We start from the raw sequence: 26,659 nt of genomic DNA, 5'->3' as shown, positions 1-26,659 counted from the left end.
GGCGCCGGTCGTTACCGGCGTCCGTGGACACGGACGTTGGCTGCGGACAGGTACAGGGCGTTCTTGAGCTGGAACGGGGTCAGGCGGGGGCTGCTGGACAGGATCCGGGCGCAGAGCCCGGCGATGAACGGGGTGGCGAAGCTGTTGCCGGAGCTGCGGATCGACGTGCCGCCGAGCCACGCCACCTGGACCTTCTGGCCGGGGGCGAAGAACTCCACCGGGGGGTCGGGGTTGTAGAGGTGGAGGTCCGGGTCGTCCTCCTGGTGGCTGCCGACCGAGATCACCGAGGAGAAGCGCCAGGGGAAGCTCTCCACGCGGGTGTTGTGCGCGGCGGCGACGATCACGGTCTGCTGGAAGTACGCCTCGTCGGCGAGCCTGCGGAGTTCCTCGACGAAGCGGTCGTGGGTGGTGGACAGGCTGAGGTTGACGACGTCGAACCGCCGGCTCACGGCCCACCGGATCCCTTCGAGGAGGACGTCGCCGCTGCCGGAGAACCGGTCGCCGAGGACCCGGACGCTGGACAGCTCGCAGTCGGGCGCGATGCGGCGGATGATCCCGGCGCAGGCGGTGCCGTGGCCGCAGGCGTCCCCCTCCTCCGTCTCCTCGACGTGGACGCCGTCGGCGTCCTTGAAGACCCGCCAGGAGCGGTCGAGCGGGCCGACCATGGGGTGGTCGCGTTCGACGCCCGAGTCGACCACGCAGACGCGTACGCCGCGTCCGGTGCCGCCGAGGAGGCCCTCGGCGGGCGGGTCCGGCGGGCCGTCGGCCTCCACGGGCACGTCCGAGGGGCTCCGCCCGCGCAGGCCCCAGGTGAGTGCGGGCCCCGGTTGCCGTGCGGCGGTCATCGTGGCGGTTCCTTTCCGGTTCCGGCGGTGCGTCCGGCGGCGGGGCCGTGCCAGGGCGAGAGGCTGTGGCAGCGGGAGAGCACGGCCTCGGCGCGGCGTACGGCGGGGAGGTGGCCCTTGGCCGCGAAGCCGCGGCGGGCCCGCGTCGCCGCGGCGGCCGCGTCGGCCGGGCGTCCCAGCGCGAGGTCCGTACGGGCCAGGTCGAGGGCGGCGGTGCCCTGGACGATGGGCGAGTCGGTGCGGGCGGCGGTGGCGAGCGCCCGGGCGGCGAGCCGGGTGGCGGCCACGGCCCGCCCCTGCTCGGCGGCGATCCGGGCGCGCAGGCCGTCGAGGTCCGCGGCCTCGGCCCGCGGGCGGGCCGGCTGCGGACGCTCCCCGTCGAGTTCGGCGAGGGTGCCGTGGGCGGTGCGCCAGTCGCCGAGGTCCAGCCGGATGCGCGCGGCGTCCAGCAGGGCGCTGCGCAGCAGGGCCGTGGCGCCCAGGTCCCGCGCGGCGGCGGCGGCCCGGTCCAGGTTCAGGAGCGCCTCCTCCCGGCGGCCGGCCAGGTCGGCCACGGTCGCGGTGAAGATCGGCAGGAAGGCGTCGGCCTCGGCGTAGCCGAGCCTCTTGGCGAGGTGTTCCGCCTCCGCGAGGCAGGCCCGGGCCCCGTCGCGGTCGTCGTGGAGGGCGAGGACCACCGCCAGCGGGCAGTTGAGCGTCAGCCGGACGGCCCGGCGGCCGGCCCCCTGGTCGGCGAGGAGTTCGCGGCAGCGGGCGACGGCGTCCGCGACCGGCTGGGGGCCGCGCCAGAGGGAGACCCCGGTCGCGCCGAGGGCCGCGGCCCGCTCCGGCTCGGCGTCGGCGCGTACGGCGTGGTCGAGCGCGCGGGCGAGGAGCTGCTCCGCCTCCCGGTGGCGGCCCTGTTCCTGGGCGCGCTGGGCGAGCCGCAGGCAGGCCCTGGCCTGGCCGAGGTCGTCGCCGGCGGCCTCGAAGACCGGCAGGGTGGCGCCGGCGGCCTCCGCCGCCGACTCGGCCGGTCCGGCGGTCCGGCCGGCGGAGGCCAGGGCGAGGCGGGCGTGCGCGGTCTCCACCGCTTCCGCGCCGCCGGCCGGGGACTCGGCGAGCACCTCTTCGAGCAGTGCTCTGCCTTCCGGGCCGCGCCCCAGGTCCAGCAGTGTCTGGCCGAGCCGCCGGCGGGCCGCCGTGCTGCCCGGCTCGCCCGCCGCGTACCGGGCCGTGGCCCTGGTCAGTACGTCGGCGGCCCACACGGGGTCGGCGTGGGCCAGGGCCAGCCGGCCGGCCTCGGCGAGGGCGTCGGCGGCGCGGCGGCGCAGCGCGTCGGTGTGGGCGTCCTGGGCGCCGAGCTCGGCCCGGTAGCGGTACGCCTGTTCCAGGTGGCCGCCGACGGCCGCGCTGCCCCGGCGGCGGACCGAGTCCAGCCGGGCCGCCCGTTCGTGCCGGTCGGCCCGGTCCTGCTTGGACTGGCTGGCGTAGACGACCTCCTGGACCAGTCCTCCGGCGAAGCGGAACGCCTCGCCGTCCGGCCGGATCAGGCGGTGCCGGACCAGGCGGTGCAGCACGGGCCGGAGTCCGGCCCCGGTCCACTGCGGCGCGGGCTGTCCGGCGAGTGCGGTGAGTTCGCCGGCGGTGAAGTCGCCGCCGAGGACGGACGCCAGGCCCAGGGCCTGGTGCTCGGGCGGTTCGAGCGCGTCGATCCGGGCGCCGATCAGGGCCTGGAGCGGGAGCGGGACGCTTTCCGCGTCGACCGGGTCGACCGCGGCCAGCAGCTGCTCCAGGTGCAGCGGGTTCCCGCCCACCCGTGCCAGGACCCGGGGGCCGAGCGGCTCGCCGTCCGGCGTTCCGCCGGTCAGCTCGGCGGCGAGGAGCTGGGCCTCGGCGTCGGAGAGCCCGCCGAGCGGCACGGCGTCCAGGGCCAGCTCGGGCCGGGCGTCGAACAGTTGGGGGCGGGCGAGGAGGACGATCAGGACGGGCGCGTCGGTGAGTGCCCGCAGGAGCCGGTCGAGGGCGTCGAAGAGGGGCTGCGCGGCCCAGTGGCAGTCGTCGATCACCAGGACCACCGGTTGTGCCGCGGCGAGCCCGGTGAGGACCTTGGCGAGGGCGGCGCAGGTGTCCGCCGGGGAGGGGTTGGGCGTCCCGTCCAGCAGCAGGCCCTGGTGGAGCAGGTCCAGTTCGGGCGACGGTGCGAGCGGGAAGCCGGCCGCCAGGAGGCCGGCCACGGCATCGGCGAGCGGCCCGAGGCTGGGCTGTTCGCCCCGCGCCCGGCACCGCCCGGCGCCGAGCCGCGGGGCCGGGGGCACGAAGCCGGGCGCGGCCTCGGACGCGGGTGCGGCCTTGGGCGCGGGCGCGGGGCCGGCTGCGGGCGTGGACGCGGGCGTGGCCGTGAGCACGGGGCCGGCTGCGGGCGCGATCATGGCGGCGGGCATAGCCGTGAGCGTGGCCGCTGGCGCGGGCACGGCCGGAGGCGTGGCCGCTGACGCCGGCGTGGCCCTGGCCGCTGGCGTGGCCGGAGGCGCTGGCGTGGCCCTGGCCGGAGGCGTGGCCGGAGGCCAGGGCGTGGCTGCGGGCGTGGGTGCGGCCTCAGCCGTGGGCGTGGGCCTGGCCGGAGGCGCGGCCGTGGCCGTGGGCTCGGGCGTGGGTGCGGCCTCAGCCGTGGGCGTGGGCCTGGCCGGAGGCGCGGCCGTGGCCGCAGGCGCGGCCGTGGCCGTGGGCTCGGCCGCAGGCGCGGCCGTGGCCGTGGGCTCGGCCGCAGGCGCGGCCGTGGGCTCGGGCTCGGGCGCGGCCGTGGGCTCGGGCTCGGGCGCGGCCGTGGGCTCGGGCGCGGGCACGGCCGCAGGCGCGGCCGTAGCCGTGGGCTCTGGGGGTGTGGCCGGAGGCACCGGCGTGGAGCGGTGGAGCCACTCGCGGACGAGGCGGGTCTTGCCCTGGCCCGCCTCGCCCCCGATCACCAGGCGGTCGGCCCGGCGGGTGCGCGTCACGCGGTCCAGCGTCCGTTCCAGCAGGGCGAGTTCGCGGGTGCGGCCGACGAACGCGAGGTCGAAGCGGCGCAGGGCCTCCGGGCCCTCCTCCTCGTCGAGGCCGAGCAGGCGGTGGGCGGTGACCCGGTCGCTCTTGCCCTTGAGCAGCAGCGGGCCGGTCCGCGTCGTCCGGACGCCCGGTCCGGCGGCGGCCAGGGTGTCCGGTCCGATGAGGATCTCCCCGGCGGCGGCGTTCTGTTCCAGGCGCGCGGCAACGTTGACCACCTCGCCGGAGACCATCGCCTGCCGCTGGATCGCCGAACCCGTGACGGCCTGGCCGGTGTTGAGGCCGATGCGCATCTCCAGCCGGACGCCGACGCCCTGTTCCAGCCGGGCGTTGAGCCCGTCGAGCGCCTCCCGCATGGCGAGGGCGGCGGCGACCGCCCGGCGGGCGTCGTCCTCCCGTACCGCCGGTACGCCGAAGACGGCCATCACGGCGTCCCCGATGAACTTCTCGACGGTGCCGCCCTGTTCCTCGATCCGCTGCCTCATCAGGTCGAACCAGCGGAGCGTCACCGAGCGCAGGGTTTCCGCGTCCAGCGCCCCGGAGAGCTCCGTGGAGCCCACCAGGTCGCAGAAGAGGACGGTCACCACCTTGCGGCCGGTCGGCCGGGCCGTGACCGGCCCGGGGGCGCACGGGCTGCCGCAGGAGGGGCAGAACCGGGCGCCGGGCGGCAGTGCGCTCCGGCACGAGGTGCACGGCATGGGGTTCCTCCGGGGGACGCGGGACCGCGGGGGTCAGAAGAGGGCGCCGCCGGCGACGTCGGCGTGGGCCTGGACCTCGGGGGCGGCCGCGTCGAGGCGGCCCCTGATGTCGACGAGCAGGGCCAGTTCCTCGGGGGCCAGGGCGCGCAGGACCTCCAGTTGGTCCCCGCTGAGGCGGTCGGTGTCGAAGCCCGCGGCGGTCAGCGCCTCCAGGGTGGGCCCGGGCGGCGTGCCGTCGTGCGGGGCGGTGTCCTCGGTCACGGGTGTCCTCCGGGGTCGTCGGCGAGGGTGAGGAAGAGCCGGGTGAGCAGGTTCGCGGTGTGCAGCGCGCTGACGGAGACGGTGGTCTGCCGCTCCGGGGACGGTGCGAGTCCATCGAGCACCCGGTGGAGGTCATCGAGGTGGCCGCCGTCGAGTTCGGCGTGTTCCCTGAGGGTGCGGAACGCGCCTTCGGGGAGACCCGTGGCCTCGGCGAGGCGGTCGGCGAGCCGGGGCCCGGGGGCGTTGCCCTCCAGGACCGCGATGTACCCGAGGAGGACGACGGGGTGCTCGTGCTCGATCCGGTAGTACTGGGCCCCGGCGAGTTCGACGACGGCGGGGGGCGGCACGGCGGCCGGCCCGGCACCGGCGGCGGCGAGGTCCTCCAGGAGCCAGGCGTCGTGGCCGCGTTCCTCCTCGGCGTGGCGGGTGTAGTACGCCGCGAGGCTCCGCGCCTGCGCGTCGTCCAGCTCGGAGCAGCGTTCGGCGGCCCGTTCCAGCAGCGGCACCGAGGCGCGTACGAGCGCGTACATGGCCGCCAGGTAGCGGGGGTAGCGCTGCCGGAGTCCGTCCGGCCGCCACAGGAGCGCGGTCGCGGCGCGCAGGGCGGGGGTGGTGGGCATCAGTTTGGTACTCAGTGCGAGGGACGCGGGGGCGGTCATCGCCGGCTCTCCTCCTTCACGGGAAGCGGCTCGACCAGGTGCGCGTAGCGGGCGCAGCCCATGCGGCGGACCAGGGCGGCGGGTCCGGCGGCGAGCTGCTGCTCCGCGCCGAGCCGGTCGAGGAGTTCGCCGACCCGGCCGCCGGCGTCGCGGGCCGCGCCAGCGAGGACCTCGGGGCGGTCGGCGAGTGCGTGGCAGCCGCGGCAGTAGCCGGCGGGGGCGGGCGTGGTCCCGTACCGGGAGTGCATCCGGCGGGGGCCGACGGAGCGCAGCATCCGCAGGACCGGGGAGCCGAGGGAGCGTTCGCGGACGGCGGGCCAGTCGTCTTCGGCGATGTGTCCGAGCCGCAGGTGCGCGGGGACGGGGCGGCGGTCCACGGTCCACTGGTTGCAGCAGGCGGCCACGGTCCCGTCGAAGGCGATGACCGGCCAGGCGGCGAGGGTGCACGGCGCCGCCAGGGAGCCGTCGGGTCCGTCCGGGGTGGCGGGGACGAGGCCCGTGGCGCGGCCGAGCGGCCGGACCTCGTTGACGAGCAGGGGCACCCGGCCGCCGAAGGCGCGGCGGACGTCCCCGACCGCGTCCGCGAGGTAGGGGTCGTCGGGGCCGGTGCCGGTGAGGTGGACGCTGGCGGGGATCCCGGCGTCGAGCACGGCGCGCAGGGCGCGCAGCACGTCGGCGCGGGGGACCTCGCGCTCGTGGTGGACGTCCATGCTGGCCGAGAAGTGGTCGAGGGACGTGATCGCGTGCATGATCCGGTCCGGGACGCGGCCGTCGCGGGCGAAGAACATGCCGCTGAGGAGGGCCGTGCGGGAGCCCGCGGCGCGGGCGAGGCCGGCCAGGCGGGCGGCGAGTCCGGGAAGCAGCAGCGGTTCGCCGCCGGTCATCATGACCACCTCGGGGCGGTCCTGCGGGCCGAACGAGCCGATGAAGCGCAGCAGGTGCGTCCGGTCGGGTTCCTCGGCGGTGGCCATGGAGGAGCTGGTGGAGCAGTGCGCGCAGCTCATGGGGCAGCGGCGGGTGAGTGCCACCAGCAGGCCGCCACAGGGCACCGGCCGCAGGCCGATGAGCTCCGCCAGCTCCATGTCTCCTCCTCCGTCCGCGTGCCGCGTGCCCGTGCCGCGCGCGGATGATGCCCCGGATCGTGCCCGCGCGCGGCTGGCTTCCGGTTCGGGAACGCCTGGTGATCGGTTGGTCCGCAGGTCGGCGCGGCCGGACGCGGGGGTGCGGCGGGGCGGGCGGCGGGGGTGCGGGGGCGTGCCGGGGCCGTGGGCTCGGCGCATACCGGTGCCGAACCGGTGGCCAGGCGTTCCCGTACCCGGGCTCCGTAATTTTCTTCTCAGCCGGCGGGACGACGCCGACGACCAAAGGAGAAGAACATGCCCGAGAACACGAACCCGGAGACCGAGAACGAGGACATCGAGGTCGTCGCCCACAGCGAGGACGAAGAGGCCGAGGCCGGCTGCATCGTGAACCACAGCCACGAGATGTGACGATCCGTCACCTCGCCTGAGCACCGCGCGGGCCACCCGGCTCCCGGCAGACACCGCCGGAGCCGGGGGCCCGCGGCCACTCGGGCACCTGGACCGCCACACCGTGGGGAGCGGCACAACATGAAGGTCCTTCTCTGTCCGCTCAGCGACGGCGGCTACCTCTATCCGTCGATCGCGGCCGGCCGGGAACTGCGGCGCCGGGGCCATGACGTCGGCGTGCTGGGCCGGTCCTCCGCGTCGGCCGCCGCGGCCGACGCCGGACTTCCGTTCCACGCCGCGGAGGACTACGGCGGCCACCGGGCGTTCTCCGCCGCGTGGTGGGGGCCGAACGGGGCGGCGCAGTACCGGGCGGTCCTGCGCGCGGCCCGGGAGACGGGGGCCGACCTGCTGGTCACCTCGGTGCTCTGCAACGGCGCGCTGCTGGCCGCCGAGACGCTGGACGTGCCGGTGGTGGTGGTCGGGCTGTCGGTGCACCTGTGGGACTACCGGTCCGGCGGCGACGACGAACCGCACATGGGCCGGACCCGGCAGAGCCGGACCCAGGACTGCCTGCGGATCCACGCCGAACTCCGGGAGGAGACCGGTCTGGCGGGGCGCGCCTCCCGCTGGGGGGACGAGCCGCTGGCGGGCGACGCGCTGCTGCTGCGCGGGGACCCGGAGCTGGAGCATCCGGGTGCGCTGCTGCCCGAGCGGGTCCGGCACGTGGGGCCGCTGTCCTGGGAGCCGACGCCCGACCCGGCGGAGGTCGAGGCGGTCGGGGAGCACCTGTCGCGGTCGGGCAAGCCCGTCGTGTACGTCCATCTCGGCCGGTTCTTCGAGGGCAGGAGCCTGTGGCCGCGGCTCAACGAGGCCTTCACCGGCGGCCGGTTCCAGGCCGTGGTGGAGCAGGGCCGCTCGACCGACCCCCGGCCCGCCCCGGACGCGGACGTCCTGCTGGTCCGCAAGCCGTGGATGGGACCGCTCGTCGACCGCGCCGGCCTCGTGCTGAGCAGCGGCACTTCCGCACCCGTGCTGGCCGCGCTGCTCCGCGGCCGGCCCCTCGCGCTCGCGCCCAACGGCTCCGAGCAGCCGCTGCTCACCGGCGCCTGCCTGCGGGCGGGCGTGGCCGCGCACTTCCCGAAGAGCCCGTCCGTGCCCGCCCCGGGGCTGCTGGAGTCCGCGTGGCGGGACGACGGCCTGCGGGCCCGTGCCCTCGCGCTCGGCGGCAGGCTGGCCGCGGCGGACGGCGCGGTGCGCGCGGCCGATGTCGTCGAGCGGCTGGGCGGGGTGTCCGCCGCTCCCCCGGCCGGGTCGGCCGTTCCCCCGAAGGAGAAGCATGAGTACGCGATCAGCCGGCCCGGATGAGGCCGTGGCCGCCCTGTCGGCGGGCGCCCGGCGGTGGACGGGGCTGCACGCGGCCTACCTCGCCTCGCCCGCCGCGCAGGCCGAACTGCCGGTGACCCCGCGGGTGAAGGCCCTCCTGCAGCTCGCGATGCTGCGCCGCTACTGGGAGAGGTGCGCGCCCGCGGACCCCTCGCTGGCCGCGGTGACCGGGGTGGTCGAACAGGTGTGGCAGGACCCGGGGTTCCCCCGGCTGCTCACCCTGGAGGGCAGGCACGCAAGACAGTTCGAGCTGATGTACGGGGCGCTGGCTCCTGCCGGGTCCGCCGGCGGCGCGGCGCGTGCCGTGCTGGACCGGCTGGCCGGCGGCAGCTACCTGACCCCGGGCCGCAAGCCCCCGTTCCTGCACCTGGAGGCCCGGTTCTACGCCGATCTCGCGGGCGTCCCGCACCGGTTCGCCCCGTACGAGGAGCTGTACCGGGCGAGTCCGCTGCCCCGGGCCGCCACGCTGCCCGCCACCGACCTGGACGGCTGCCAGGTCGCGCACACCCTCTGCTACCTCGGTGACTTCGGCCTGCGCGGCCTCCCGCTCCCCGAGGACGAGCGGGGGCGGGCGCTCTGCGTGGTGGAACGGCTGACGGACCACTGCGTGGCCATCGGCGACTGGGACGTGACCGCGAAGCTGCTGCTGGCCCAGTACTGCCTGGGCGCCGATCCGCTGCGCACCCCCTCCGGCGCGGCCGGCCTGCGGATGCTGTGCGCGGCCCAGGCCCCCGACGGGGCGGTTCCCGGGCGCTCCACCGCCGAGCGGGTCCCCGCGGACGCCACGCCCGTGGAGTACTTCCGCAAGTCCTACAAAGTGACCCTCGTCGTGGCGCTGATGACGCTCGTCGTCACCGGCGGCCGGACCGGCGAGCCCGCCCTGACAGCGGCAACGGCCGTACGGGAGAACCTGTGAGCATCGACCAAGCGGTGAACGTCGGCCTGCCCGTGAACCTCGGCCGGGCGCCGGACCCGGGCTCTCAGGCGCCGGCCCCCGAGCCGCTCCCCTCCGGCGCCCGTCTCCTGAAGGGCGAGCGGAACTGGTGGTTCCTGGGTCCGGGCGGGGTGGCCCGGCTCCGCGACCGGCACGTCACGCCCGAGGGGGCCCTGCTGCCCGACGCGGAGCGGCGGCTGCACGAGAGCGGCATGTTCGCCGAAGGCCGGATCAGCGCCTACGCGCTGACGGTCCTCACCAGCACCCACTGCAACCTGGGCTGCGGGTACTGCTTCCAGAACACCGCCCAGGACCAGCTGGGCGGCAGCCGGCCGCCCCGGATCGCCCAGACCCGCCTCACCTCGGACACCATCACCCAGATCCTCGGCTTCACCGGGCGGCAGATGGCCGCCGCCGGCCTGGAGAAGCTGCGCATCCTGCTCTTCGGCGGGGAGCCCCTGCTCAACCCGCGCGGCTGCCTGGAACTGCTGGAGCGGGCCGCGGAGATCGCGCCGACCTCGGCCTGGATGATCTCCAACGCCACGCTGCTCACCCCGTCCCTCGCCCGCCGGCTCGCCGGCCTGGGGCTGACGTCGGTCCAGGTCACCTTCGACGGCGACCGCGCCGACCACGACCGGATCCGGGTCGGCCGGGCGGACGGCGGCGCCACCTTCGACAAGATCGTCGGCAACATCGCCGGGGCCTCCGAGGCCACCGCGCTCCAGTGGACGCTGCGGGTGAACGTCTCCCAGGAGACCTTCCACGGCGTGGACGCCCTGGTCGAGCGGCTCGCCGGCGCCCTCGACCCGGCCCGGTGCACGCTCTACTTCGCCCGGATCGGCGACGTCGGGGTGGGCTACGCCAACAGCCTGCTGCACACGGGCGAGCTCCCGGCCGCGTTCAGCCGCTGGCAGCGCCGGGCGCTCGACCTCGGCTTCACCGTGAGCCGCCCCGGCTCCCGCAAGACCTGCGTCACCTGCGGTCACACCGACGGCCGCTACGGCGCGGTGGTCAGCGCGGACGGCACCCTGGCCAGCTGCTGGGAGACAGCGGGCAAGCCCGACTGGGAGGTCGGCACCGTCGCCGACGGCTACCTGCCGGGCGGGACGACCCGCGACCGCTGGATCGCCTGCCAGGACCTCTACCGGTACGACGAGGACGCGCGGACGCTCGCACGGTTCCGCGACTCCGTCGACACGGCCCTGCTCGACTACCTGCAAGAGACGGGGCGCCTGTAGCCATGTCCTCACCCCTGGAGCGGCTCTCCGCCGGCGCGCTCGGCTGGCTGGACGGGAACCTGGACCTCTTCGACCCGTTCTCGGCGAGCCCCCGGCCGGCCGGCCACGGCCGGGCCAAGGCGGTGCTGGAACTGGCCCTGCTCTGCCACTGCGCGGCCCGCCCCGCCGGCCCCGCGGACGGCCTGGGCGGGGCCGCGGCCCTGGTCCGCGAGCTGTGGCAGGACCCGGCGCTGCCGCCGCTGTTCGCCGGCGTCCCGACGTACGCGTCCACGTACGGGCTGGTCTACGCCGCACTGGCCCCGGACGGGATCGACCGCACGCAGGTCCGGGAGGTGCTCGCACGGCTCGACCCCGGGTTCCTCTCGCCCCGGGGGAAGTCCCCGTACCAGCGCATCGAGGTCCGGCACTACGCGGACAAGGCCGGGCTCCGCCACGGCATCGAACCGTACGCCGAACTCCTGCCGCACAGCCCGCTCGTCGCGTTCCCCGCGGCCGGGCCCGGGAACCCCGCCTCCCCGGACGGTGCGCCGCTCACCGTCCCGCAGGCGTACGCCGTCACGCACACCGCCTTCTACCTCGGCGACTTCGGCCGGACCGCCCCCAGGCTGGACGGGGAGGCCCTGGCGCACGCGCTGGACCTGGTCGACCGGTCGCTGCGCCACTGCGTCGGGCAGGAGCTGTGGGACCTGGCCGCGGAGCTGGTCCTCACCCAGTTCGTCCTGGGGCTCGATCCGCTGGACACGCCGTCCGGAGCCGCGGCCGTGGACTGCCTGGTACGGGCCCAGCGGCCCGACGGGGCGCTCCCGGGGCGGTCGGCGGCGCTCGCGGCGCGGCCGTCGGCCCCGGCCGGGGAGTTCTTCGCGAAGGCGTACCACACGACCCTGGTCACCGCCCTCATGGCGCTGGCCGTCTCCTCGCCGAGGCCGTCTTGAGGAGGCCGCGCCCGATCCTGATCAACCGCGACTACACCCGGCTCTGGATCGGCCAGGCAGTCTCCTCCGTCGGGGACGCAGTGTTCAGCACGACGCTGGTGCTGTGGGTGGCCACCGTGCTGGCGAAGGACGAGCCGTGGGCGCCGCTGGCGGTCAGCGGCATCGTGATGGCGTCGAGCGTCGCCGTGCTGGTCATCGGGCCGCTCGCGGGAGTGTTCGTCGACCGCTGGGACAAGCGGGCCACGATGCTGCGCACCGAGGTGGTCCGCGGCGCCCTGGTGGCCGTGCCGGCGGCCCTCGCCTTCCTGCCGGCCGGCGCCCTGCCGACCGGCGTGTGGCTCGCGCTGGTCTACGCGACCGTGCTCCTGCTCCACACGGCCGGCCAGTTCTTCTCCCCGGCGCGCTTCGCCGTCCTCGCGGACCTGGTGACCGGGGACGCCGACCGGGCGCGGGCGGCCGGGATCGGGCAGGCGACCGGCGAGACGGCCTGGATCATCGGGCCGCCGCTCGCCGCGCCGCTGCTGTTCGGCGCCGGGCTGCAGTGGGCGCTGCTCTTCAACGGGCTGACGTACGCGGTGTCCTACGCCGCGATCCGAGCCGTCCGCGTGCCCGCACCCGGGGCCGGCCCCGGTGCCCCCGAGGGCGCTCGGCCGCCCGCCGGACGGCAAGGGGCCGGACTGCGGCAGGAGTTCACGGCCGGGTTGCGCTTCTTCGCGGGCAGCCGGTTCCTGGTGGCGCTGCTCCTGCTGTCCGTCATCGGGCAGTTCGGGGTCGGGGCGCTGGGCACCCTCAACGTCTTCTTCGCCACCGACAACCTCCACGCGGACGCCCGCCTCTACGGGTACCTCGGCATGGCCATGGGCGCGGGCGGCATCGCGGGGGCGCTGGCCGGGGGCCGGGTGGTGCAGTGGCTCGGGGCGCGCCGGACCACCTGGACCGCCCTGCTGGTGAGCGGCGTGCTGCTGGTCGCCTACTCCCGGCAGACCGGCTTCGTGGGCGGCGTCGCCCTGCTCTTCGTGTTCGCCGTTCCGCTCACCGTGCTGAACACGGCGATGTCACCGCTGCTGCTCGCGGCGGCGCCGCCGGACTACCGGGGCCGGGTGATGGCCGTGTTCTACCCGGTGACGAGGCTGGCGTCGATGCTCTCGGCGGCCCTGTCCGGCTGGCTCGCCGGGTCCGTGCTGAGGGACGCCGGGGGCTCGCTCGGCGGGCTCCGGTTCGGTCCCGTCGACACGGTCATCGCCGCGTCGGGTCTGATCGTCCTGCTGGCCGGCGTCTTCGCGGTGGCGGCCCTGCCCGGAGCGGAAGGCGCGGAGGGCACCGGGAAGGACGCCGGGCAGGACGCCCGGAAGGGGCCCGGGGAGACCGGCGGGGGATCCGGCGAGGACACCACAGCGCCCGCGCCCGCACCGCACCCCGTCTCCCGGCCGCCGTCCAGATGAGGGAGCAGCGAGTGACCCCGGAGCCCCGCCACTACCCGTACGCCGAACGGCAGGACGCCGTCGAGGAACTGCACGGCCTGCGCGTCCCCGACCCGTACCGCCCGCTGGAGGACGCCGGGTCCCCCGGCACGCTCCGCTGGAGCGCCGGGCAGGAGGCGCTGTACGAGGCGGAACGGGCGTCCTGGCCGGACCTGGAGCGCTGGAAGGCGGAGGTGGCGGCGATCGACACCGTGGACCGCGTCCGGACGCCCAGGGTCCGCGGCGGCAGGACCTTCTGGCTGCGGCAGGAGGCCGGCCGGGAGCATCCCGTGCTCATGGTCGCGGAGCCCGGGGCGGACCCGGCGGGACGGGTGCTGCTGGACCCCGCCGCCCTCGATCCGTCCGGACGCACCGTGCTCGACGCCTGGGAGCCCTCCGTGGAGGGCGGGCTGCTGGCCTTCCAGGTGTCCCGCGACGGCACGGAGGACTCGCTGCTGCGGGTGCTCGACGTGGCCACCGGCGAAGTCGTCGACGGGCCGGTGGACCGGGTGCGCAGGTCGTCGATCGGCTGGCTGCCCGGCGGCGGGGCGTTCTACTACGTCAGGAACCTCGACCCCCGGCTGCACCCCGGCGAGGGGCGCTACCACCGCCGGGTCTGCCTGCACCGGGTCGGCACGGACCCCGGGGCGGACGCCGTGGTCTTCGGCGAGGGGCGGGACAGGACCCAGTTCTACAGCGTCTCGGTGACCGCGGACGGCCGCTGGCTCGGCGTCACGGCCACGCTCGGCACCGGCCGCGGCACCGACGTCTACCTGGCCGACCTGTGGGCGGGGCCGCCGGAGCGCCCGGAGCTGCGGCCCGTCCAGGAGGGCATGGACGCCGCCACCCGCCTGTACGCGGTGCCCGGCACCGGTCCGCGGGACACGGTGTGGCTGCGCACCGACCGCGACGCCGCGCGGGGACGCGTCGTGGCGTGCCGCCCGGACGGGCTGGGCCTGGGGGCCGACGCCTGGCGCGAGGTGGTCCCCGAGCGGCCCGACGCGGTGCTGACGCACTTCACCGTGCTGTCCGGGCCGGACCTGGAGCACCCGCTCGGCCTGGCCGCGTGGACGCGGAACACGGTGGCCGAGGTGACCGTGCACGACCTGGTCGAAGGGCGGCAGGTCGGCACGCTCCCGCTGCCCGGCACCGGCGCGGTCGGCGACTTCTCGGCCGGGCCGCCCGGCGGTCACGAGGCCTTCTTCGCCTACACCGACTTCGTCACTCCGCCGCGGGTGCTCCGCTTCGACGCCCGGACGGGCCGGGTGACGCGCTGGGAGCGGGACGCCCCGGACGCCCCGGGCGCCGGCGGCGCGGTCACCCGCCAGGTCGCGTTCCCCTCGCGGGACGGCACGGTGGTGCGCATGTTCGTGATCTCCCCCTCCGGCCGTCCGGACGTGCCGCGCCCGGCGCTGCTCACCGGCTACGGCGGCTTCGGCAAGACCATGTCGCCGCGGTACCGCGCCCAGGTCCTCGCCTGGGTCAGGGCCGGCGGGGTGTTCGCCTGGGCGGGGCTGCGCGGCGGCGGCGAGGAGGGCGAGGCCTGGCACCGGGCGGGCAGCGGGAAGGACAAGCAGAACACCTTCGACGACTTCGCGGCGGCCGGCGACCGCCTGATCGAGGAGGGCTGGACCGCTCCGGGCCGCCTCGCCGTCATGGGCGGTTCCAACGGCGGGCTGCTGGTGGGCGCCGCCCTCACCCAGCAGCCGGAGAAGTACGCCGCCGTGGTGTGCGCGTCCCCGCTGCTGGACATGGTCCGCTACGAACTGTCCGGCCTCGGCCCCAGCTGGACTCCCGAGTACGGCAGCGCGCGGGACCCCGCGCTGCTGCCGGTGCTGTTCGGCTACTCCCCCTACCACCGGGTCACGCCCGGCACCGCCTACCCGGCGGTGCTGCTGGTCGCGGCGGACGGGGACACCCGCACCGATCCGCTGCACGCCCGCAAGATGTGCGCCGCGCTCCAGCACGCCACATCGGGCACCGGTCCGGTGCTGCTGCGGCTGGAGCGCGGGGTCGGCCACGGCGACCGCTCCGCGTCCCGGGCGGTGGCCCTCCAGGCCGAGTGCCTCGCCTTCCTCGCACGGGGGGTGGGGCTCCCGGCCCCCGGACGTCCCGGTCCGGAAAGGGCTCCCTAGGTCAGCACGGGGGTGCCGAGGCCGACACCGCGCGCGTACATCCGTATGAGGTGGGGCAGTTCGTACTGGGCGGCGTGCGCGGTGACCTCGCCGCAGGGCGAGGTCACCATGCCGGCGTCGATGAGCGCCTCCACCACCCGTACGGCGTGCCGCTCGTCGCAGCCGAGGGCCTCGGCCGCCTCGGTCAGGCCGAAGGGGCCCTCCCCGGTGCCGGCGGCGAGCCGTTCCGCGTCCCGGCCCCACTGTTCCGGCAGCGCCTCCCAGCCGTGGGCCAGCCACCGGCGGACGGACACGTCCCCGGAGGTCAGTTCGTCCAGCGCCCCGGCGGGGTCGGTGAGCCGGTCCGCGAACTCCCGCAGCGGCACGTGGCGGAGCACCGCGAGCCGCATGCCGCTCACCCGGACCGCGAGCGGCGAGCCGCCGCAGGCGCGGACGATGCGCAGGGCGGACTCCCGGTCGGCGCGGACCCGGCCCTGGCCGACGAGCCCCGCGAGGAGCTGTACCGATTCGGCGGTGCCGAGCGGCGGGACGGGGATCCGGTGCACGGGCGCCAGACCGCCCAGCTGTCCGCGCGCGGTGAGCAGCACCCTGCCCCGGCCGCCGCACGGGAGCAGCGGCCGTGCGGCGCGTTCGTCGGGTACGTCGTCCAGGACGACCAGTACGCGGTGTCCGGCCAGCCACTCCCGCCAGTCCTCGGGGCCGGAGGGACCGGACCGGCCGGTCCGTCCGGTGAGTTCGGCGAGCTCGGCGAGTTCGGCGAGTTCGGCGAGGACCGCCGGCAGCGGGCGGGTGCGGCCGTCCGCGTCGCGCAGGGAGACGCAGAGCCGGCCGTCGGGGAACCGGTCGCCGAGCTGGTGGGCGGCCCGTACCGCCAGGGCGGTCTTCCCGGCTCCGGCGGGGCCGGAGAGCAGGGTGACGCGGCCGGCGTCCTCGTCCTCCAGGAGGTCGAGGAGGTGGCGGAGTTCCTCGCCGTGTCCGGTGTGGTCGACGAGGTCGGGCGGGAGGACGGCCGGCGGCCGGACGGTCCGGGGCCGGGGGGCCGGGCCCGTCCCGGTCCGGTGGTCGCCGGAGAGGATCGTCCGGTAGCGGGCGGCCATGGCTCCGCCCGGCTCCAGGCCCAGTTCGCGGGCGAGCAGCTGACGGTAGTCGTCGTACGCGGCGAGCGCCTCGGCCTGCCGGCCGGACCCGCTCAGCGCGGACATCCAGGCGGACCGGAGCCGTTCGCGGAGCGGGTGCCGCTCCACGAGTTCGCGCAGCCCCTCGGCCACGGCGGGTGCGCCGCCCAGCTCCAGTTCTGCCTCCGCCCAGCTCTCGCATGCCGTCAGGCGGTGCAGCTCCAGCCGTTCGGCGTCCTCGGCGAGCCGGGGTGACCGGCACAGGTCGTCGCCGAGCGGGGGGCCCTGCCACAGGTCGAGGGCCTGTCGCAGCAAGCGGGCGGCCTGGCGGGCCCCCTGTCCCTCGGCGGCCCGCACCAGGGAGCGGAACCGCAGGAGGTCGAGTTCGTCCTCCGCCACGCGCAGCACGTATCCGCCACCCGTGTGGGTGAGCCGCGGCCGGTCCGCGTCGTCGTCCCCGAGCAGCGTTCGCAGGGCGCTCACGTACACCTGGAGGTTCTTGCGGGCCGTGCGCGGGGGCTCCTCCTGCCAGACCGCGTCGGTCAGCGCGTCCACGGACACGGGGCTGTTGGCCGATCCGAGCAGGGCCGCCAGCACGACCCGCTGCTTCAGCGGACCGAGCGGCAGCGCCCGGTCGTCCCGGTGGACCGCGAGCGGGCCGAGGAGGGAGAACCTCAGCGTGCCGGATGGGGCTGCGGGCTGCGCGGACGGACGCGGCATCGAGCGGACCTCCGTGGGTGACGGGAGTTGGTCGGTCCGTTCGATGATCCGGCGCCCGTACCCGGCACACATCGGTGCCGGGTACGCAGAGTCGTGCCGCCCTGGTGCGCGTCATGGGGGTCCGGACCCCCATATGGGCGGGAGCGGCCCCCATCCCAACGACGGAGGCCCGGCCTACTCCTGCGCGGATTCCGCGGACAGGGCGCACAGGGCCGAGCGGTCGGCGGAGCCGGTCTTGGCCATCAGGCTCGCCATGTGCTTCTCCACGGTCCGGGGCGAGATGCACAGGCTCTGGGCGATCTGCTGGTTGCCGGGACGCTGTGCGAGCAGGACGAACACCTCGTACTCGCGCGGTGTGACCCCGGCGGTGCGCAGGCCCGCGGGGATCCGCTCGCGGCCGCCGCGGCGCTGCGGGACGCTGACGCCCGCCTGCCGCATGAGGGCCCGGCAGGCCCCGGCCACCGGCGGTACGCCCGCGTCGTGGAAGTGCTCCTCTGCGGTCCGCAGCCAGGCGACGGGCTCGCCCCAGGAGTCGGCGAGCGCCGCCTCGGCGGTCAGCCTCAGGGCGAGGTGCCAGGCCCGGGGGAACACCGTCGCCGCACGGCCGGCCCGTGCCACGGCGCGGCGCGCGCCGTCGGGGTCGCCGTCCCGGCCGCGCAGCACCGCGTCCGCCATGTCGAGGAACATCCGGTTCCAGGCGAGCTGGCCGCCCGGGGAGGCCAGCGCCTCCCGGTACGCCTCCCGGCCGTCGTCCTCGCCGTCGACGATCCGCAGCAGGGGGCCGAGCCCGTACCGGCCGCTGAGGTAGAAGAAGCTCGGGTGCGCCCGCTCCCAGGCCAGCGCCGCGGCGATCTCGGCCTTCGCCCGGTCCCGGTCCTCCCCCATCAGCGCGCCCACGGCCTGGCACAGTCCGCGTTGCAGGGGCACGAGCATGGATTCCTCGCCGCCCGCCCGGCGGAACCGGAGCAGGGCCTTCTCCTGTTCGCGGGCCCGCCCCTGGTGGGCGGCGAGCGTGGCGTCGACGAGGAGCAGGTAGCGGTGCGTCGACAGGTTCTGGAGGCGGGCGCTGGCCTCCACCAGCCGGTCGACGGTCTCCCGGGCCCGGTCCCACCGGCCGCCCAGCACGGCCTGCATGGCGAGGAACCCGTCGACCGCCTGGAGCAGGGCCAGGGAGCCGAGTTCGTGGGCCGCCGTACGGGCGGTCTCCAGGCGGGTCGCCTCACCGGTGCGCATGAAGGCGTTGGTGCCGAGCCGCACCAGCGCCTCGGCCCGGTACACGGCGAGCCGGTGCTCCTCGGCGACCCTCAGCATCCGTTCCAGACAGGTGTCCGCCTCGTCGAACCCGCGCTCGCGGGCCAGCATGGCGAGCAGCTGCCAGGCCTGGCAGGCCACCACGGGCCGGCCGCGTTCCTCCGCGGTGAGCGCGGCACGCCGGGCGGAACGTTCCGCCTCCTCCAGCCGCTCGCGGCCGTCCCCGCCGCCCCGGCCCACCGGCCCCTGCCCCTCGCCCCCGCCGTCCTGCTCCGGCAGCAGTGCCAGGTGGCCCTCGACGACCGCCAGTGCCGCCTCCTGCTCCGGGCGGGGGGCGGACCCGAGCAGGGCGCGGGCGGCGCGGATCCGGCGGCGCGCCTCTTCCTTCTGCTCCGCCATGGTCGCGACCCACGCGACCTGGGTGTGCGCCTGGGCCCGTAACTCCGCGGCGAGCGATCCGGCGGGCACCGGCGGGAGGTCGTCGAGCAGTGCGGCCGCCTCGTCGAGCCGCCCGGACTCGGCCTGGGCGATGGCCAGTTGCACCGTGACCTCGTGCCTCTCCTCGTCGGCCGCGAGGCCCCGGGCACGCTCCAGCAGCACGGCGGCCGAGCCGGACGCGCCGGCGTCGAGCATCTGCCGGCCGACCTGGGCGAACTGCCGGGACGCCGCCACCCTGTCGCCCGCCGCCAGTTGCAGGGTCGCCACCAACTGGCGCTGGTCACCGCCGAGTTCCGCGGCGCACTCCTCGATGGCCGAGGCCGCCCGGCGGGCCAGCGCGGCCTGCTCGGCGGGCGGCAGCGAAGCCCTGAGCGCGTCCGCGGTCAGGGCGTGGCGGAAGGCGTAGTGGTCGTGGGCGGCCCCGTCGGGGGCGATGATCCCCACCTCGGAGGCCGACCGGAGGTGGGCGAACAGCGCCCGGTCGTCGAGGCCGGTCACGGCCCTGAGGGCGCCGACGGAGAACCGGCCGCCGAGCGTCGCCGCGACGAGCAGCAGTTCGCGCACCGGTTCGTCGAGCCGGTCCAGGCGGCGCGCCCAGCTGCGGACCGCGCCCGCCGGTACCGTCGCCCCGCCCTGTGCCGCGAACCGCCACCCGCCGTCGGCCCGGCTCAGCCGTCCCGTGTCCAGCAGGTCGGCCAGCAGCACCTCCACCAGGTACGGGTTCCCGCCCGCCCACTGCGCGAGGTGCCGGTGCGCGGCCGGGGGCACCTCGCCCGGTGCGACGTCCAGGCACGCGGCCGCCATGTCCCGTACGGAGGTCCCGTCCAGCGGCCCCAGTTCCCGCAGGGCGACGGTGTTGCGCAGCTCGGCGGCGAGCGCGAGGTCCAGCGCCGGGCCGGGGTCGGGCCGGAGGGTGCCGACGAGGAGGACGGGCAGCTCCGCCACGTTGTCGACGAGGTACTCGACGACGGCGATCGTCTCGGTGTCGGAGTCGTGCAGGTCCTCCAGCAGGATCACGCAGCCCCGCTCGCGGCCGAGCACCGCCAGCAGCCGGAGCAGCGCCTCGGCCAGTTCGACGAGCGATATCGCGTATCCGGGCGGCACCGCGGCGGACCGCCACTCCGGTACGAGGCCGGCCAACGCGGGCCGGTAGGGCTGGAGTTCCGGATCGTCCGGGGCGCCCGCCGCCCGGAACCGCGAGGACAGCGCCTCGGCCAGCGGCCGGAAGGGCACGACGAGCCCCGTGGAGGTGGCGCGGCCGCGCAGCACCGGCATGTCCCGGTCGTACGCGCGCAGGGCGGACTCGCCCGCAAGCCTGGACTTGCCGATCCCCGCCTCGCCGACGAGGAACACCGCCCGTCCGGCACCCCTCCCGACGCTCTCCAGGGCCTCGTCCAGCGCCCGGATCTCGGCGTTCCGCCCCACGATGACCGACGACGTCGCTCGCATGGGCGCAGGCTACTTGACCTTGTTCGGGCACGGCAAAGGGCCGGGGAAACCCCCGGCCACCGCCCGTTCCGGATCACGGCGCCGTCCCGGGCACGCCGCCGGTGCGGCGTGCCCGTCGGCCCCGGCGGCCCGTCGGCCGTCAGAACAACGTGAGGGAGCCGGTGGTCCAGGGCACGTCGACCGAGAAGGCGGCCGCGTCGGAGTCCGCCGCCCGGAGCAGGCGGCTGCGCAGCCCCAGTGTCCCGGCCGTCCCGAACACGACCTCGCCGACCGGGTGTTCGTGGGCGGCGGTCTCCGCGCCGGCGCTGCCGTCCACGTACTTCACCGAGTCGTTGATCTGCATGCTCATCGTCCGTCCTTCGTGTCCGGGGGATGGGTGGTGGTGCGGTGATGCGCTCGTGCTGTCGTGCCGTCGTGCTGTCCGGTGGTGGTCAGGCCGGGCCGGACGTGTGCAGGAGGAGCAGGGAGGGCACCCGTTCCGGGAACCCCGCCCGGAGGAGTCCGTGGCCGATCCCCGCCAGCCCGGTCAGCAGGCCGGGATGGGCGACCCCGTCGGGGGCGCCGCTGCGGGCACCGGTCTCCTCGGCGGAGGCGAGGAGTGCTCCGGCCCGGCGGATCCAGTGCGGGCGGGCCTCGGGTACCGCGCCGTGGGCCAGGAGTTCGCACAGTCCGGCCTCGCCGTGGCAGAGGCTGTCGTCGGCGGCCGGGCTGTCCCGGCCCAGCGCTTCGACGGTCCCGCGCGACCACGCCGCGAGGTGGGGGTCGTCCAGGGCGCCCGGCGCGTCCAGTACCGCGAGCGCGATGCCGGCGCTCCCCCGGCACCAGGCCGAGGCGCGGGCCCCGCCGTCCCCCGCGAGCGCACCGGGGCCCGCGTCCGGGCCCGCGTCCGGTTCCGGTTGCCCGGCGACGGCCGCCCGCAGCGCGGAGAGGCCCGCGAGCCGGTACCGCTCGCCGTCCCCGCGCGCGCCCCCGTTCTCCGCGTCGGCCTCGGCGAACCGCAGCAGCGCCCATCCGAGTCCGGCGGCCCCCGTCGTGAAGCCCCGCCCCCCGGCCGTGGGATCCACCGCGGCCAGCCGGTCCGCGCAGGCCCGCGCGGCCCGCCAGGTCTCCGGCCCCACGTTCCCGCCGCCGGCGCCGGCCCGATGGGCCGCCAGCAGGGCGGCGAGCCCGCCCGCCACGCCCGCCCCGACCCCGTACTCCCCCTCGGACCGGGCCGCCGCCCCCGCCAGCCGCAGCGCGGCGGACGCCCAGGAGCCGACCTCGGGATCGTCCAGCAGGCGTCCCGTCTCGGCGAGGGCGTACGCGATGCCGCCGAGGCCGGAAAAGGCCCCCGAGCCCACCGCGCCGAGGTCCGAGGGCCGGGCGCGCAGCGCGTCGAGCAGTCCGGGCACCGGCGCCAGGGCCGTACGGGCCGCCTCGGCGTAGTGCCCGGCCCCGGTGAGCGCCGCCAGCTGGGCGAGGAACAGGGCCGGCCCAGTGTACCCGCCGGCCAGGTCGGCCGGCATCGGGCCGATCCGCCAGTAGCGGTCGTCCAGGAGCTCCAGGCCGATCCAGTTGCTGCGCGGTCCTTCCCGGTACGCGAGGGAGACCAGCCGGTCCCCGGCGGACCGGGCCGCCGACAGCAGCCGTTCCGGCTCCGGGGCGCGCTCCGCCGTACGGGTGCGCCGGTCCCCGACGGGCCGGTGCGCGGGCGCCCGGGAGGCCGTCGCCATGGCGGCCCGTACGATCCACTCCTGGTCCTGGCGGTCGACGGTGTCCAGGGCGGCGAGCCGCGCGGCGACCCGGGCGGTGCCGGCGAGGTCCGTACGGCCGCCCAGCGGCCGCTCCGGGGTGCCCCACAGGCGGTCCCGGCCCGGCCTGGCGGTGAACAGCGGTACGTCCCCCGCCCAGAGCTGGGCGATCTCCTCGTCCACCAGGTCGGGTGCGAGGACCTTGCCGAGCGCGTCGGTCCGCAGGGTCTCCAGGACCCGCTGCCGCTCGGCCGCGTCCTTCAGCAGCGCGGGGTGCGTCGACTCGTCGAGCATGGTGCTGTACACCCAGGTGGGGCGTACCAGCACCCGCACCTCGTCCTCGGCGAACGCCTTCAACAGGGCCGTCCCGTGCAGCAGTTCCTCCCGGGCCGCGGCGACCGCCGCGTAGCCGGCGCGGAATCCGGCGCAGAGCGCCTCGACGTGGGACGCAGGCTCGATGGGGGCGCCGTCCGCGAGGCGCGGCCGGTTGGCGGACTCGCCGAACCGCCCGGCCCGGCGCACCAGCCGCATCCGGTCGGTGCCGGCGTCGGCCCAGTCCGCCCGGACGACGGGCGAAGCCGCTTCGCGGCCGCCGCCGACGGCGGACACGTCCAGGGCGCTGTGATCGCCGACCAGCAGCTGGGGCAGCAGTCCCACCCGGTACACGGAGTCGTGGAGCGCGCGGGCCGCGGGGTCCTGGGTGGCGGTGCCGACCAGCGGCGGGTGGAACAGGGTCTCCACGTCGACCAGGACCGGGTGGGCGCCGACGGCGATGAGGTTCTCGTGGTGCAGGTCGGTCCCGTCGACCAGGTGCAGCAGCGCCAGCAGCGCGCCCTGGCGGCGGTAGAACTCCTCGACCTCCTCGGCCGAGTCGCAGGGTTGTGCGGCGACGAACTCCACCCACCCGTAGTCGCCCCGGTCGAGCAGCCGCAGCGTACGGAGGTCCACGGAGCCGGGCAGCGCGTTGAACCAGGCGACGAGGTCGTTGAAGTGGCGGTGCGCGGAGAGCGGCCGGGGCTTGTACACCAGCCGGGTCCCGTCGGCGAAGCGCAGCAGCATCACGCTCCGCCCGCCCCGGTGGCCGTCGCCGGCGCCCGGCTCGACGCCGACGAGCACGCTCCCGCCGGCCCCCTCCAGCAGGCCGGAGGCCAGACGGGCGCGGTCGTCCGCCAGCCGCTCCAGTGCCTCCCGGGCGGCGTCCGCCGCGTCGAGCGCCGCCCGGCCCAGGATCCGTGCCAGCACCGGCCGGCCGGCCAGCAGGGCCGTCAGTCCGCGCCGGGACGCGGTGCGCCCGAGGAAGTCCCGGAACCGGGCCCGGGTGTCGTCCCCTTCGAGCCGGCCCGCGCCGCGCGCCTCGTACAGCTCCTGCACCAGCGTCCGCGCCGCGGCCCGGGCCAGCCTGCCGCCGAGGTGCCGTTCCAGGTCCTCCCGTACGGCGGCCAGGTCCACCAGCCCGCGCGCCCGCTCCGACACGCCGCGCTCCAGCCGTTCCCCGGCGCGGGCGGTGAACGGCCGCAGCACCCACTCGAAGCCGCCGAGCCCCGGATGGTCCCCCTCGGGCGCCACGGCCTCCTCGGGTGCGGCGGCCGAGGCCCCTTCGGCGAACGCGGCCCAGTCCGGGCGCCCTCCACCGCCGTCACCGCCGACCAGCCCGGCCTCCCACCACCGCCCGTCCGCCGACGGCGGGTCCCCCGCCCGCCCCTGCCCAGCCACCATCGCCCCGCCCCTCCTCGACCGCGCCGCGCCCCTCCGCACCGCTCCGCGCCACGCCCGATCCTGGTACGCGGGGTGCCCCCGGCACATGGGGGTCGGTCCCCCATGTTTTCCACCCCGCCGCGAGCCGGGTTCGAGCGGGGGGTGCTACGGCGCCCGGCGCTCGCGTCCGATACCGGTCGCATGCCGCCGCCGAACCGTTTCCATACCCGCCGTTCCTAGCGTCTGCCACGACCGCTGCGACCGTCCGTCACCACCCCGCGAGGAGATCCCGTGCTCGAAGGCTTCGGCGAAGCGCTCGCGGACCGGGAGTACTACCTGCCGCCCGCCCGCGTGGCCGACCCCGGGCCGCGGTTCGCTCCCCGCGAGGTGCCGCCCGGCCTGCACGGCGCCGACCGGGGCATCTGGACGCTCTGGGCCGGGCCGTCGACCCCCCTCGCCGAACAGGGCTGGAAGATCCACGTGTCGGCGCGGCTGGACCGGGCGCAGCACGTGCTCGACACGGTCGCCGGGATCTGCTTCTCCGAGGGCGTGCCGTTCAAGCACCTGAGCGCCCGGCTCTTCTTCCTGTTCCTGCACCACAAGCACGCCGGGCGGGCCCAGGCGGGCAAGTTCTGCGCCGTCTACCCGCCGGACACGGCGACCGCCGGCCGGCTGCTGGAACGCCTGCGCGACGCGCTCGACGGGGAGGAGGGACCGTACGTCCTCACCGACCGGCGCTTCCGCGACTCGCGGACCGTGCACTACCGGTACGGCTCCTTCGGCGGCCGCAGCCGGCTGCGGGCCGACGGCACCCGGGAGGGGCTGGTCCTGGACGGTTCCGGCCGCGAGGTGGTGGACCTGCGGCTGCCCGCCTTCCACCTGCCCGAGGGGATCGCGGACCCGTTCGTCGAGGAGGAGGAGCGGCCGCACGCGGGCCCGATCCTGATCCGCGACTACGAGGTCACCGGCGCGGTGCGCCTGAGCAACGCCGGCGGCGCCTACCGGGCGGTGGACCGGCGCACGGGCCGGACGGTCTTCCTGAAGGAGGCGCGCGCCCACAACGGCCTGGTCTTCGACGGGACGGACGCGCAGGCGCGGCTGCGGCACGAGCACCGGGTGCTGTGCGAGCTGCACGCGTCCGCCCCCGGGGTGGGCCCGGAGCCGCTGGACCACTTCACGGAGTGGGAGCACGACTTCCTCGTCACCGAGTACGTCGCGGGGCAGCCGCTCGTGGGCTGGCTGAGCCGGTCCTCCCCGCTGGCCCGCGCCGACCGCACGGCCGGGTCGGTCGCCGCGTACTACGAGGCGTGCCGGCAGCTGCTGGCCGGGCTGGACGCCTCGCTGGAGCGGCTGCACGCGGCCGGCTACCGGTTCGGCGACCTCAGCCCGGGCAACGTCCTGGTCACCCCGTCGGGCGGGGTACGGCTGGTGGACTTCGAGGCGGCCTCGCCGCTGTCCGGGCCGCCCTCCCCTATGGGCACCCCGGGGTTCACGCCGCCGCCCGGCCTGCTGCGGGGCGACGCCGATCCGCTGCTGCGGGACCGGTACGGCGCGGCGGCGGTCGCGCTGGCCTTCCTGGCACCGTTCAACGAGATGGCCGAGCACGCGCCCGCCAACCTCGCGCTGCTGCGCCGCGACCTGGCGGAGGTGGCCCCGCCGCAGGACCTGTGGCGGCGGGCGACGGCCTTCCACCTGACGCAGGACCGGGCGCGGGCCGCTGCCGCCGGCCAGGACCCCGGTACGGCCGCCGATGTGGACCCCGGTACGGACGCCGGTGTGGACGCCGATCCGCGCGGCCGCCTCGCCCGGCTGGCCGGGGAGGTCGCCGAGGGACTGCTGGCGACGGCCGATCCCGACCGGCCGGACTGGGTCTTCCCGCCCTCGCCGGAGGCGTTCCACACCAACAACGTGTGCCTGGCCTACGGCACCGCCGGCGTGGTGCACGCCCTGCACCGGGCCGGCGTCGCGGTACCGGAGGAGATCGCCGTACGGCTGCGCCGCGACGCGCTGGCGCTGCGCGACGCGCTGCCGCCCGGGCTGCTCGTCGGCTCGGCCGGCGTCGCCCGGGTACTGGCCGCCCTCGGCCGGCCGGACGAGGCCCTCGACCTGCTCCGGGACGCCGACAGCCACCCGCTCACCACCGCCTGCGGGACCCTGGCCGGCGGGCGGGCCGGGGTCGGCCTGGGCTGGCTCGCCCTGTACCGGCTGACCGGGGAGGGCGGCCACCTGGAGCGGGCCGCCGCGGCGGGCGAGGCCCTGCTGCGCACCCCCGATCTGCCGGCCGTCCTCGGCGAGCACGACGCCCGCGGCCTGCTGCACGGCCGCTCGGGGCTCGCCCTCTTCCTCCACCGCCTGGCCCGCGACACCGGCGAGACCCGGTTCCTGGAGGCGGGCCGCACGCTGCTCCACCAGGAGCTGGACCGGACCTTCCCGCCGGGCGACGGCGCCCTGTCCGTCTCCGACGACGCACGGCACACCCGTGCCATGCCGTACCTGGCCACGGGCGCGGCCGGGGTGGCCGCCGTACTCACCCGCTACGTGGCCACCGCGCCGGACGAGCGCTGCGCCGCCGCGCTGCCGGGGCTGGTCGCCGGCGTCCGGGTCTCCCGGGCCACGAAGGAGGCGGGCCTGTACCGCGGGCTGGCCGGGCTGGCCTGGTTCCTGACCGGGCACGCCGAGCTCACCGGCACGGCCGCCGCCCGCGAGGACGCGGTGCGCGCCACGACCGGCCTGCTGAAGTACGCCGTCCCGTACCGGCGCGGCGTCCGCTTCCTCGGAGCGGGCTCGCAGCGGTTCACCGCCGACCTGTCCAGTGGCAGTGCCGGTGTCCTGCTGGCCCTGCACCGCCTGCTGTCCGGCCCGCTCCTGCCGGCCGCCCCGGAGCACCGGGCGGACCGTCCCCATGAACTCCCGGGCACGGCGGCGGTCGGCCGCGCGCCCGGGTACCCGGTCCCCGACCGGACCCGTCCCACCACCATGAGGAGAGCATCATGAGCCAGATCCTCGCGCTCCAGTCCCTGGACACCGAGCCGGAGGCCAATTCCCTCCCTCCCTGCTTCAGCGTGGCCTGGAGCATCAGCGACATCTTCCCCGAGCCGATGTAGCGGCCCGCCGCCCCACCGGGCCGGGACCGGTGAGCCCCCGCCACCGGTCCCGGCCCGGTGCGTTGGTGTGAAGAGGCGCAGAACTCGCTTGTGGCCGGGGGTGTTCGCGGTGTGGGCTGTCG

16 protein-coding genes are annotated in these 26,659 nt (G+C 76.7%); 7 read left to right on the top strand and 9 right to left on the bottom strand.

The genetic code is table 11. The annotated features are described in order from the left end of the window. Positions 1–11 precede the first annotated feature (11 nt). The 5 genes from OG553_RS29795 to OG553_RS29775 are packed head-to-tail and all read right to left on the bottom strand — an operon-like array spanning position 12 to position 6,566. The gene (locus OG553_RS29795; protein ID WP_405981932.1) at positions 12–845 is read right to left on the bottom strand and encodes a S8 family peptidase; all 834 of its coding nucleotides are present in this window, start codon (positions 843–845) and stop codon (positions 12–14) included. After that, positions 842–4,564, bottom strand: a complete 3,723-nt coding sequence (locus OG553_RS29790) for an adenylate/guanylate cyclase domain-containing protein (protein ID WP_405981931.1) — start codon at positions 4,562–4,564, stop codon at positions 842–844. Before OG553_RS29790 ends, OG553_RS29795 begins: the two co-directional genes overlap by 4 nt. Before the next feature lie 33 nt (positions 4,565–4,597). Then, positions 4,598–4,825, bottom strand: coding sequence for an aroma-sacti cluster domain-containing protein (locus OG553_RS29785; RefSeq protein WP_405981930.1), 228 nt, complete (start codon positions 4,823–4,825; stop codon positions 4,598–4,600). After that, positions 4,822–5,484, bottom strand: coding sequence for a hypothetical protein (locus OG553_RS29780; protein ID WP_405981929.1), 663 nt, complete (start codon positions 5,482–5,484; stop codon positions 4,822–4,824). Before OG553_RS29780 ends, OG553_RS29785 begins: the two co-directional genes overlap by 4 nt. Next, positions 5,481–6,566: a radical SAM protein gene (locus tag OG553_RS29775; RefSeq protein WP_405981928.1), complete on the bottom strand. Its 1,086-nt coding sequence runs from the start codon at positions 6,564–6,566 to the stop codon at positions 5,481–5,483. Before OG553_RS29775 ends, OG553_RS29780 begins: the two co-directional genes overlap by 4 nt. A gap of 528 nt (positions 6,567–7,094) precedes the next feature. Here OG553_RS29775 and OG553_RS29770 point away from each other — a divergent pair. Genes OG553_RS29770 through OG553_RS29745 form a run of 6 tightly spaced genes read left to right on the top strand, consistent with a single transcriptional unit; the run spans position 7,095 to position 15,035 of the window. Next, positions 7,095–8,318, top strand: a complete 1,224-nt coding sequence (locus OG553_RS29770) for a glycosyltransferase (RefSeq protein WP_405981927.1) — start codon at positions 7,095–7,097, stop codon at positions 8,316–8,318. Further along, positions 8,290–9,252 (top strand): DUF6895 family protein, encoded by a 963-nt coding sequence (locus tag OG553_RS29765; protein WP_405981926.1) that lies wholly within the window; start codon positions 8,290–8,292, stop codon positions 9,250–9,252. The genes OG553_RS29770 and OG553_RS29765 overlap by 29 nt, the downstream gene beginning before the upstream one ends. Next, the gene (locus OG553_RS29760; protein ID WP_405981925.1) at positions 9,249–10,508 is read left to right on the top strand and encodes a radical SAM protein; all 1,260 of its coding nucleotides are present in this window, start codon (positions 9,249–9,251) and stop codon (positions 10,506–10,508) included. Before OG553_RS29765 ends, OG553_RS29760 begins: the two co-directional genes overlap by 4 nt. A 2-nt stretch (positions 10,509–10,510) precedes the next feature. Next, entirely contained in the window at positions 10,511–11,440 is a 930-nt protein-coding gene (locus tag OG553_RS29755) for a DUF6895 family protein (RefSeq protein WP_405981924.1), read from the top strand. Next, on the top strand, positions 11,437–12,882 hold the full coding sequence (locus OG553_RS29750) for an MFS transporter (protein ID WP_405981923.1): 1,446 nt from the start codon (positions 11,437–11,439) through the stop codon (positions 12,880–12,882). The genes OG553_RS29755 and OG553_RS29750 overlap by 4 nt, the downstream gene beginning before the upstream one ends. Before the next feature lie 11 nt (positions 12,883–12,893). Beyond that, positions 12,894–15,035 (top strand): prolyl oligopeptidase family protein, encoded by a 2,142-nt coding sequence (locus OG553_RS29745; RefSeq protein ID WP_405981922.1) that lies wholly within the window; start codon positions 12,894–12,896, stop codon positions 15,033–15,035. Here OG553_RS29745 and OG553_RS29740 read toward each other — a convergent pair. From OG553_RS29740 to OG553_RS29725, 4 genes are all read right to left on the bottom strand, one after another. Continuing rightward, a complete protein-coding gene (locus tag OG553_RS29740; protein WP_405981921.1) occupies positions 15,032–16,870 on the bottom strand; it encodes a BTAD domain-containing putative transcriptional regulator in 1,839 nt (612 codons plus the stop codon). The genes OG553_RS29745 and OG553_RS29740 overlap by 4 nt on opposite strands. A gap of 174 nt (positions 16,871–17,044) precedes the next feature. Further along, positions 17,045–20,008 (bottom strand): helix-turn-helix transcriptional regulator, encoded by a 2,964-nt coding sequence (locus tag OG553_RS29735; RefSeq protein WP_405981920.1) that lies wholly within the window; start codon positions 20,006–20,008, stop codon positions 17,045–17,047. Between the two features lie 139 nt (positions 20,009–20,147). Continuing rightward, positions 20,148–20,357, bottom strand: coding sequence for a hypothetical protein (locus tag OG553_RS29730; RefSeq protein ID WP_405981919.1), 210 nt, complete (start codon positions 20,355–20,357; stop codon positions 20,148–20,150). An 82-nt stretch (positions 20,358–20,439) separates the two neighbouring features. After that, positions 20,440–23,454 carry a type 2 lanthipeptide synthetase LanM family protein gene (locus OG553_RS29725; protein ID WP_405981918.1) on the bottom strand — a complete coding sequence of 1,005 codons (3,015 nt, stop codon included), beginning with the start codon at positions 23,452–23,454 and terminating at the stop codon, positions 20,440–20,442. Between the two features lie 270 nt (positions 23,455–23,724). On the opposite strand from OG553_RS29725, the gene lanKC reads away from it, so the two are divergent. Continuing rightward, positions 23,725–26,427, top strand: a complete 2,703-nt coding sequence (gene lanKC / locus OG553_RS29720) for a class III lanthionine synthetase LanKC (protein ID WP_405981917.1) — start codon at positions 23,725–23,727, stop codon at positions 26,425–26,427. The last annotated feature ends 232 nt before the right edge of the window (positions 26,428–26,659 follow it).

It is taken from the genome of Streptomyces sp. NBC_00158 (assembly GCF_045160885.1).
Lineage (GTDB): Bacteria > Actinomycetota > Actinomycetes > Streptomycetales > Streptomycetaceae > Streptomyces.
This window is presented reverse-complemented; position numbering and strand designations above follow the sequence as displayed.

Bases quoted from the DNA above. Each gene is read 5' to 3' on its own strand.
- OG553_RS29795 (WP_405981932.1), bottom strand. From the start codon at position 845: ATGACCGCCGCACGGCAACCGGGGCCCGCACTCACCTGGGGCCTGCGC.
- OG553_RS29790 (WP_405981931.1), bottom strand. From the start codon at position 4,564: ATGCCGTGCACCTCGTGCCGGAGCGCACTGCCGCCCGGCGCCCGGTTC.
- OG553_RS29780 (WP_405981929.1), bottom strand. From the start codon at position 5,484: ATGACCGCCCCCGCGTCCCTCGCACTGAGTACCAAACTGATGCCCACC.
- OG553_RS29775 (WP_405981928.1), bottom strand. From the start codon at position 6,566: ATGGAGCTGGCGGAGCTCATCGGCCTGCGGCCGGTGCCCTGTGGCGGC.
- OG553_RS29770 (WP_405981927.1), top strand. From the start codon at position 7,095: ATGAAGGTCCTTCTCTGTCCGCTCAGCGACGGCGGCTACCTCTATCCG.
- OG553_RS29765 (WP_405981926.1), top strand. From the start codon at position 8,290: ATGAGTACGCGATCAGCCGGCCCGGATGAGGCCGTGGCCGCCCTGTCG.
- OG553_RS29755 (WP_405981924.1), top strand. From the start codon at position 10,511: ATGTCCTCACCCCTGGAGCGGCTCTCCGCCGGCGCGCTCGGCTGGCTG.
- OG553_RS29740 (WP_405981921.1), bottom strand. From the start codon at position 16,870: ATGCCGCGTCCGTCCGCGCAGCCCGCAGCCCCATCCGGCACGCTGAGG.
- OG553_RS29735 (WP_405981920.1), bottom strand. From the start codon at position 20,008: ATGCGAGCGACGTCGTCGGTCATCGTGGGGCGGAACGCCGAGATCCGG.
- OG553_RS29730 (WP_405981919.1), bottom strand. From the start codon at position 20,357: ATGAGCATGCAGATCAACGACTCGGTGAAGTACGTGGACGGCAGCGCC.
- OG553_RS29725 (WP_405981918.1), bottom strand. From the start codon at position 23,454: ATGGTGGCTGGGCAGGGGCGGGCGGGGGACCCGCCGTCGGCGGACGGG.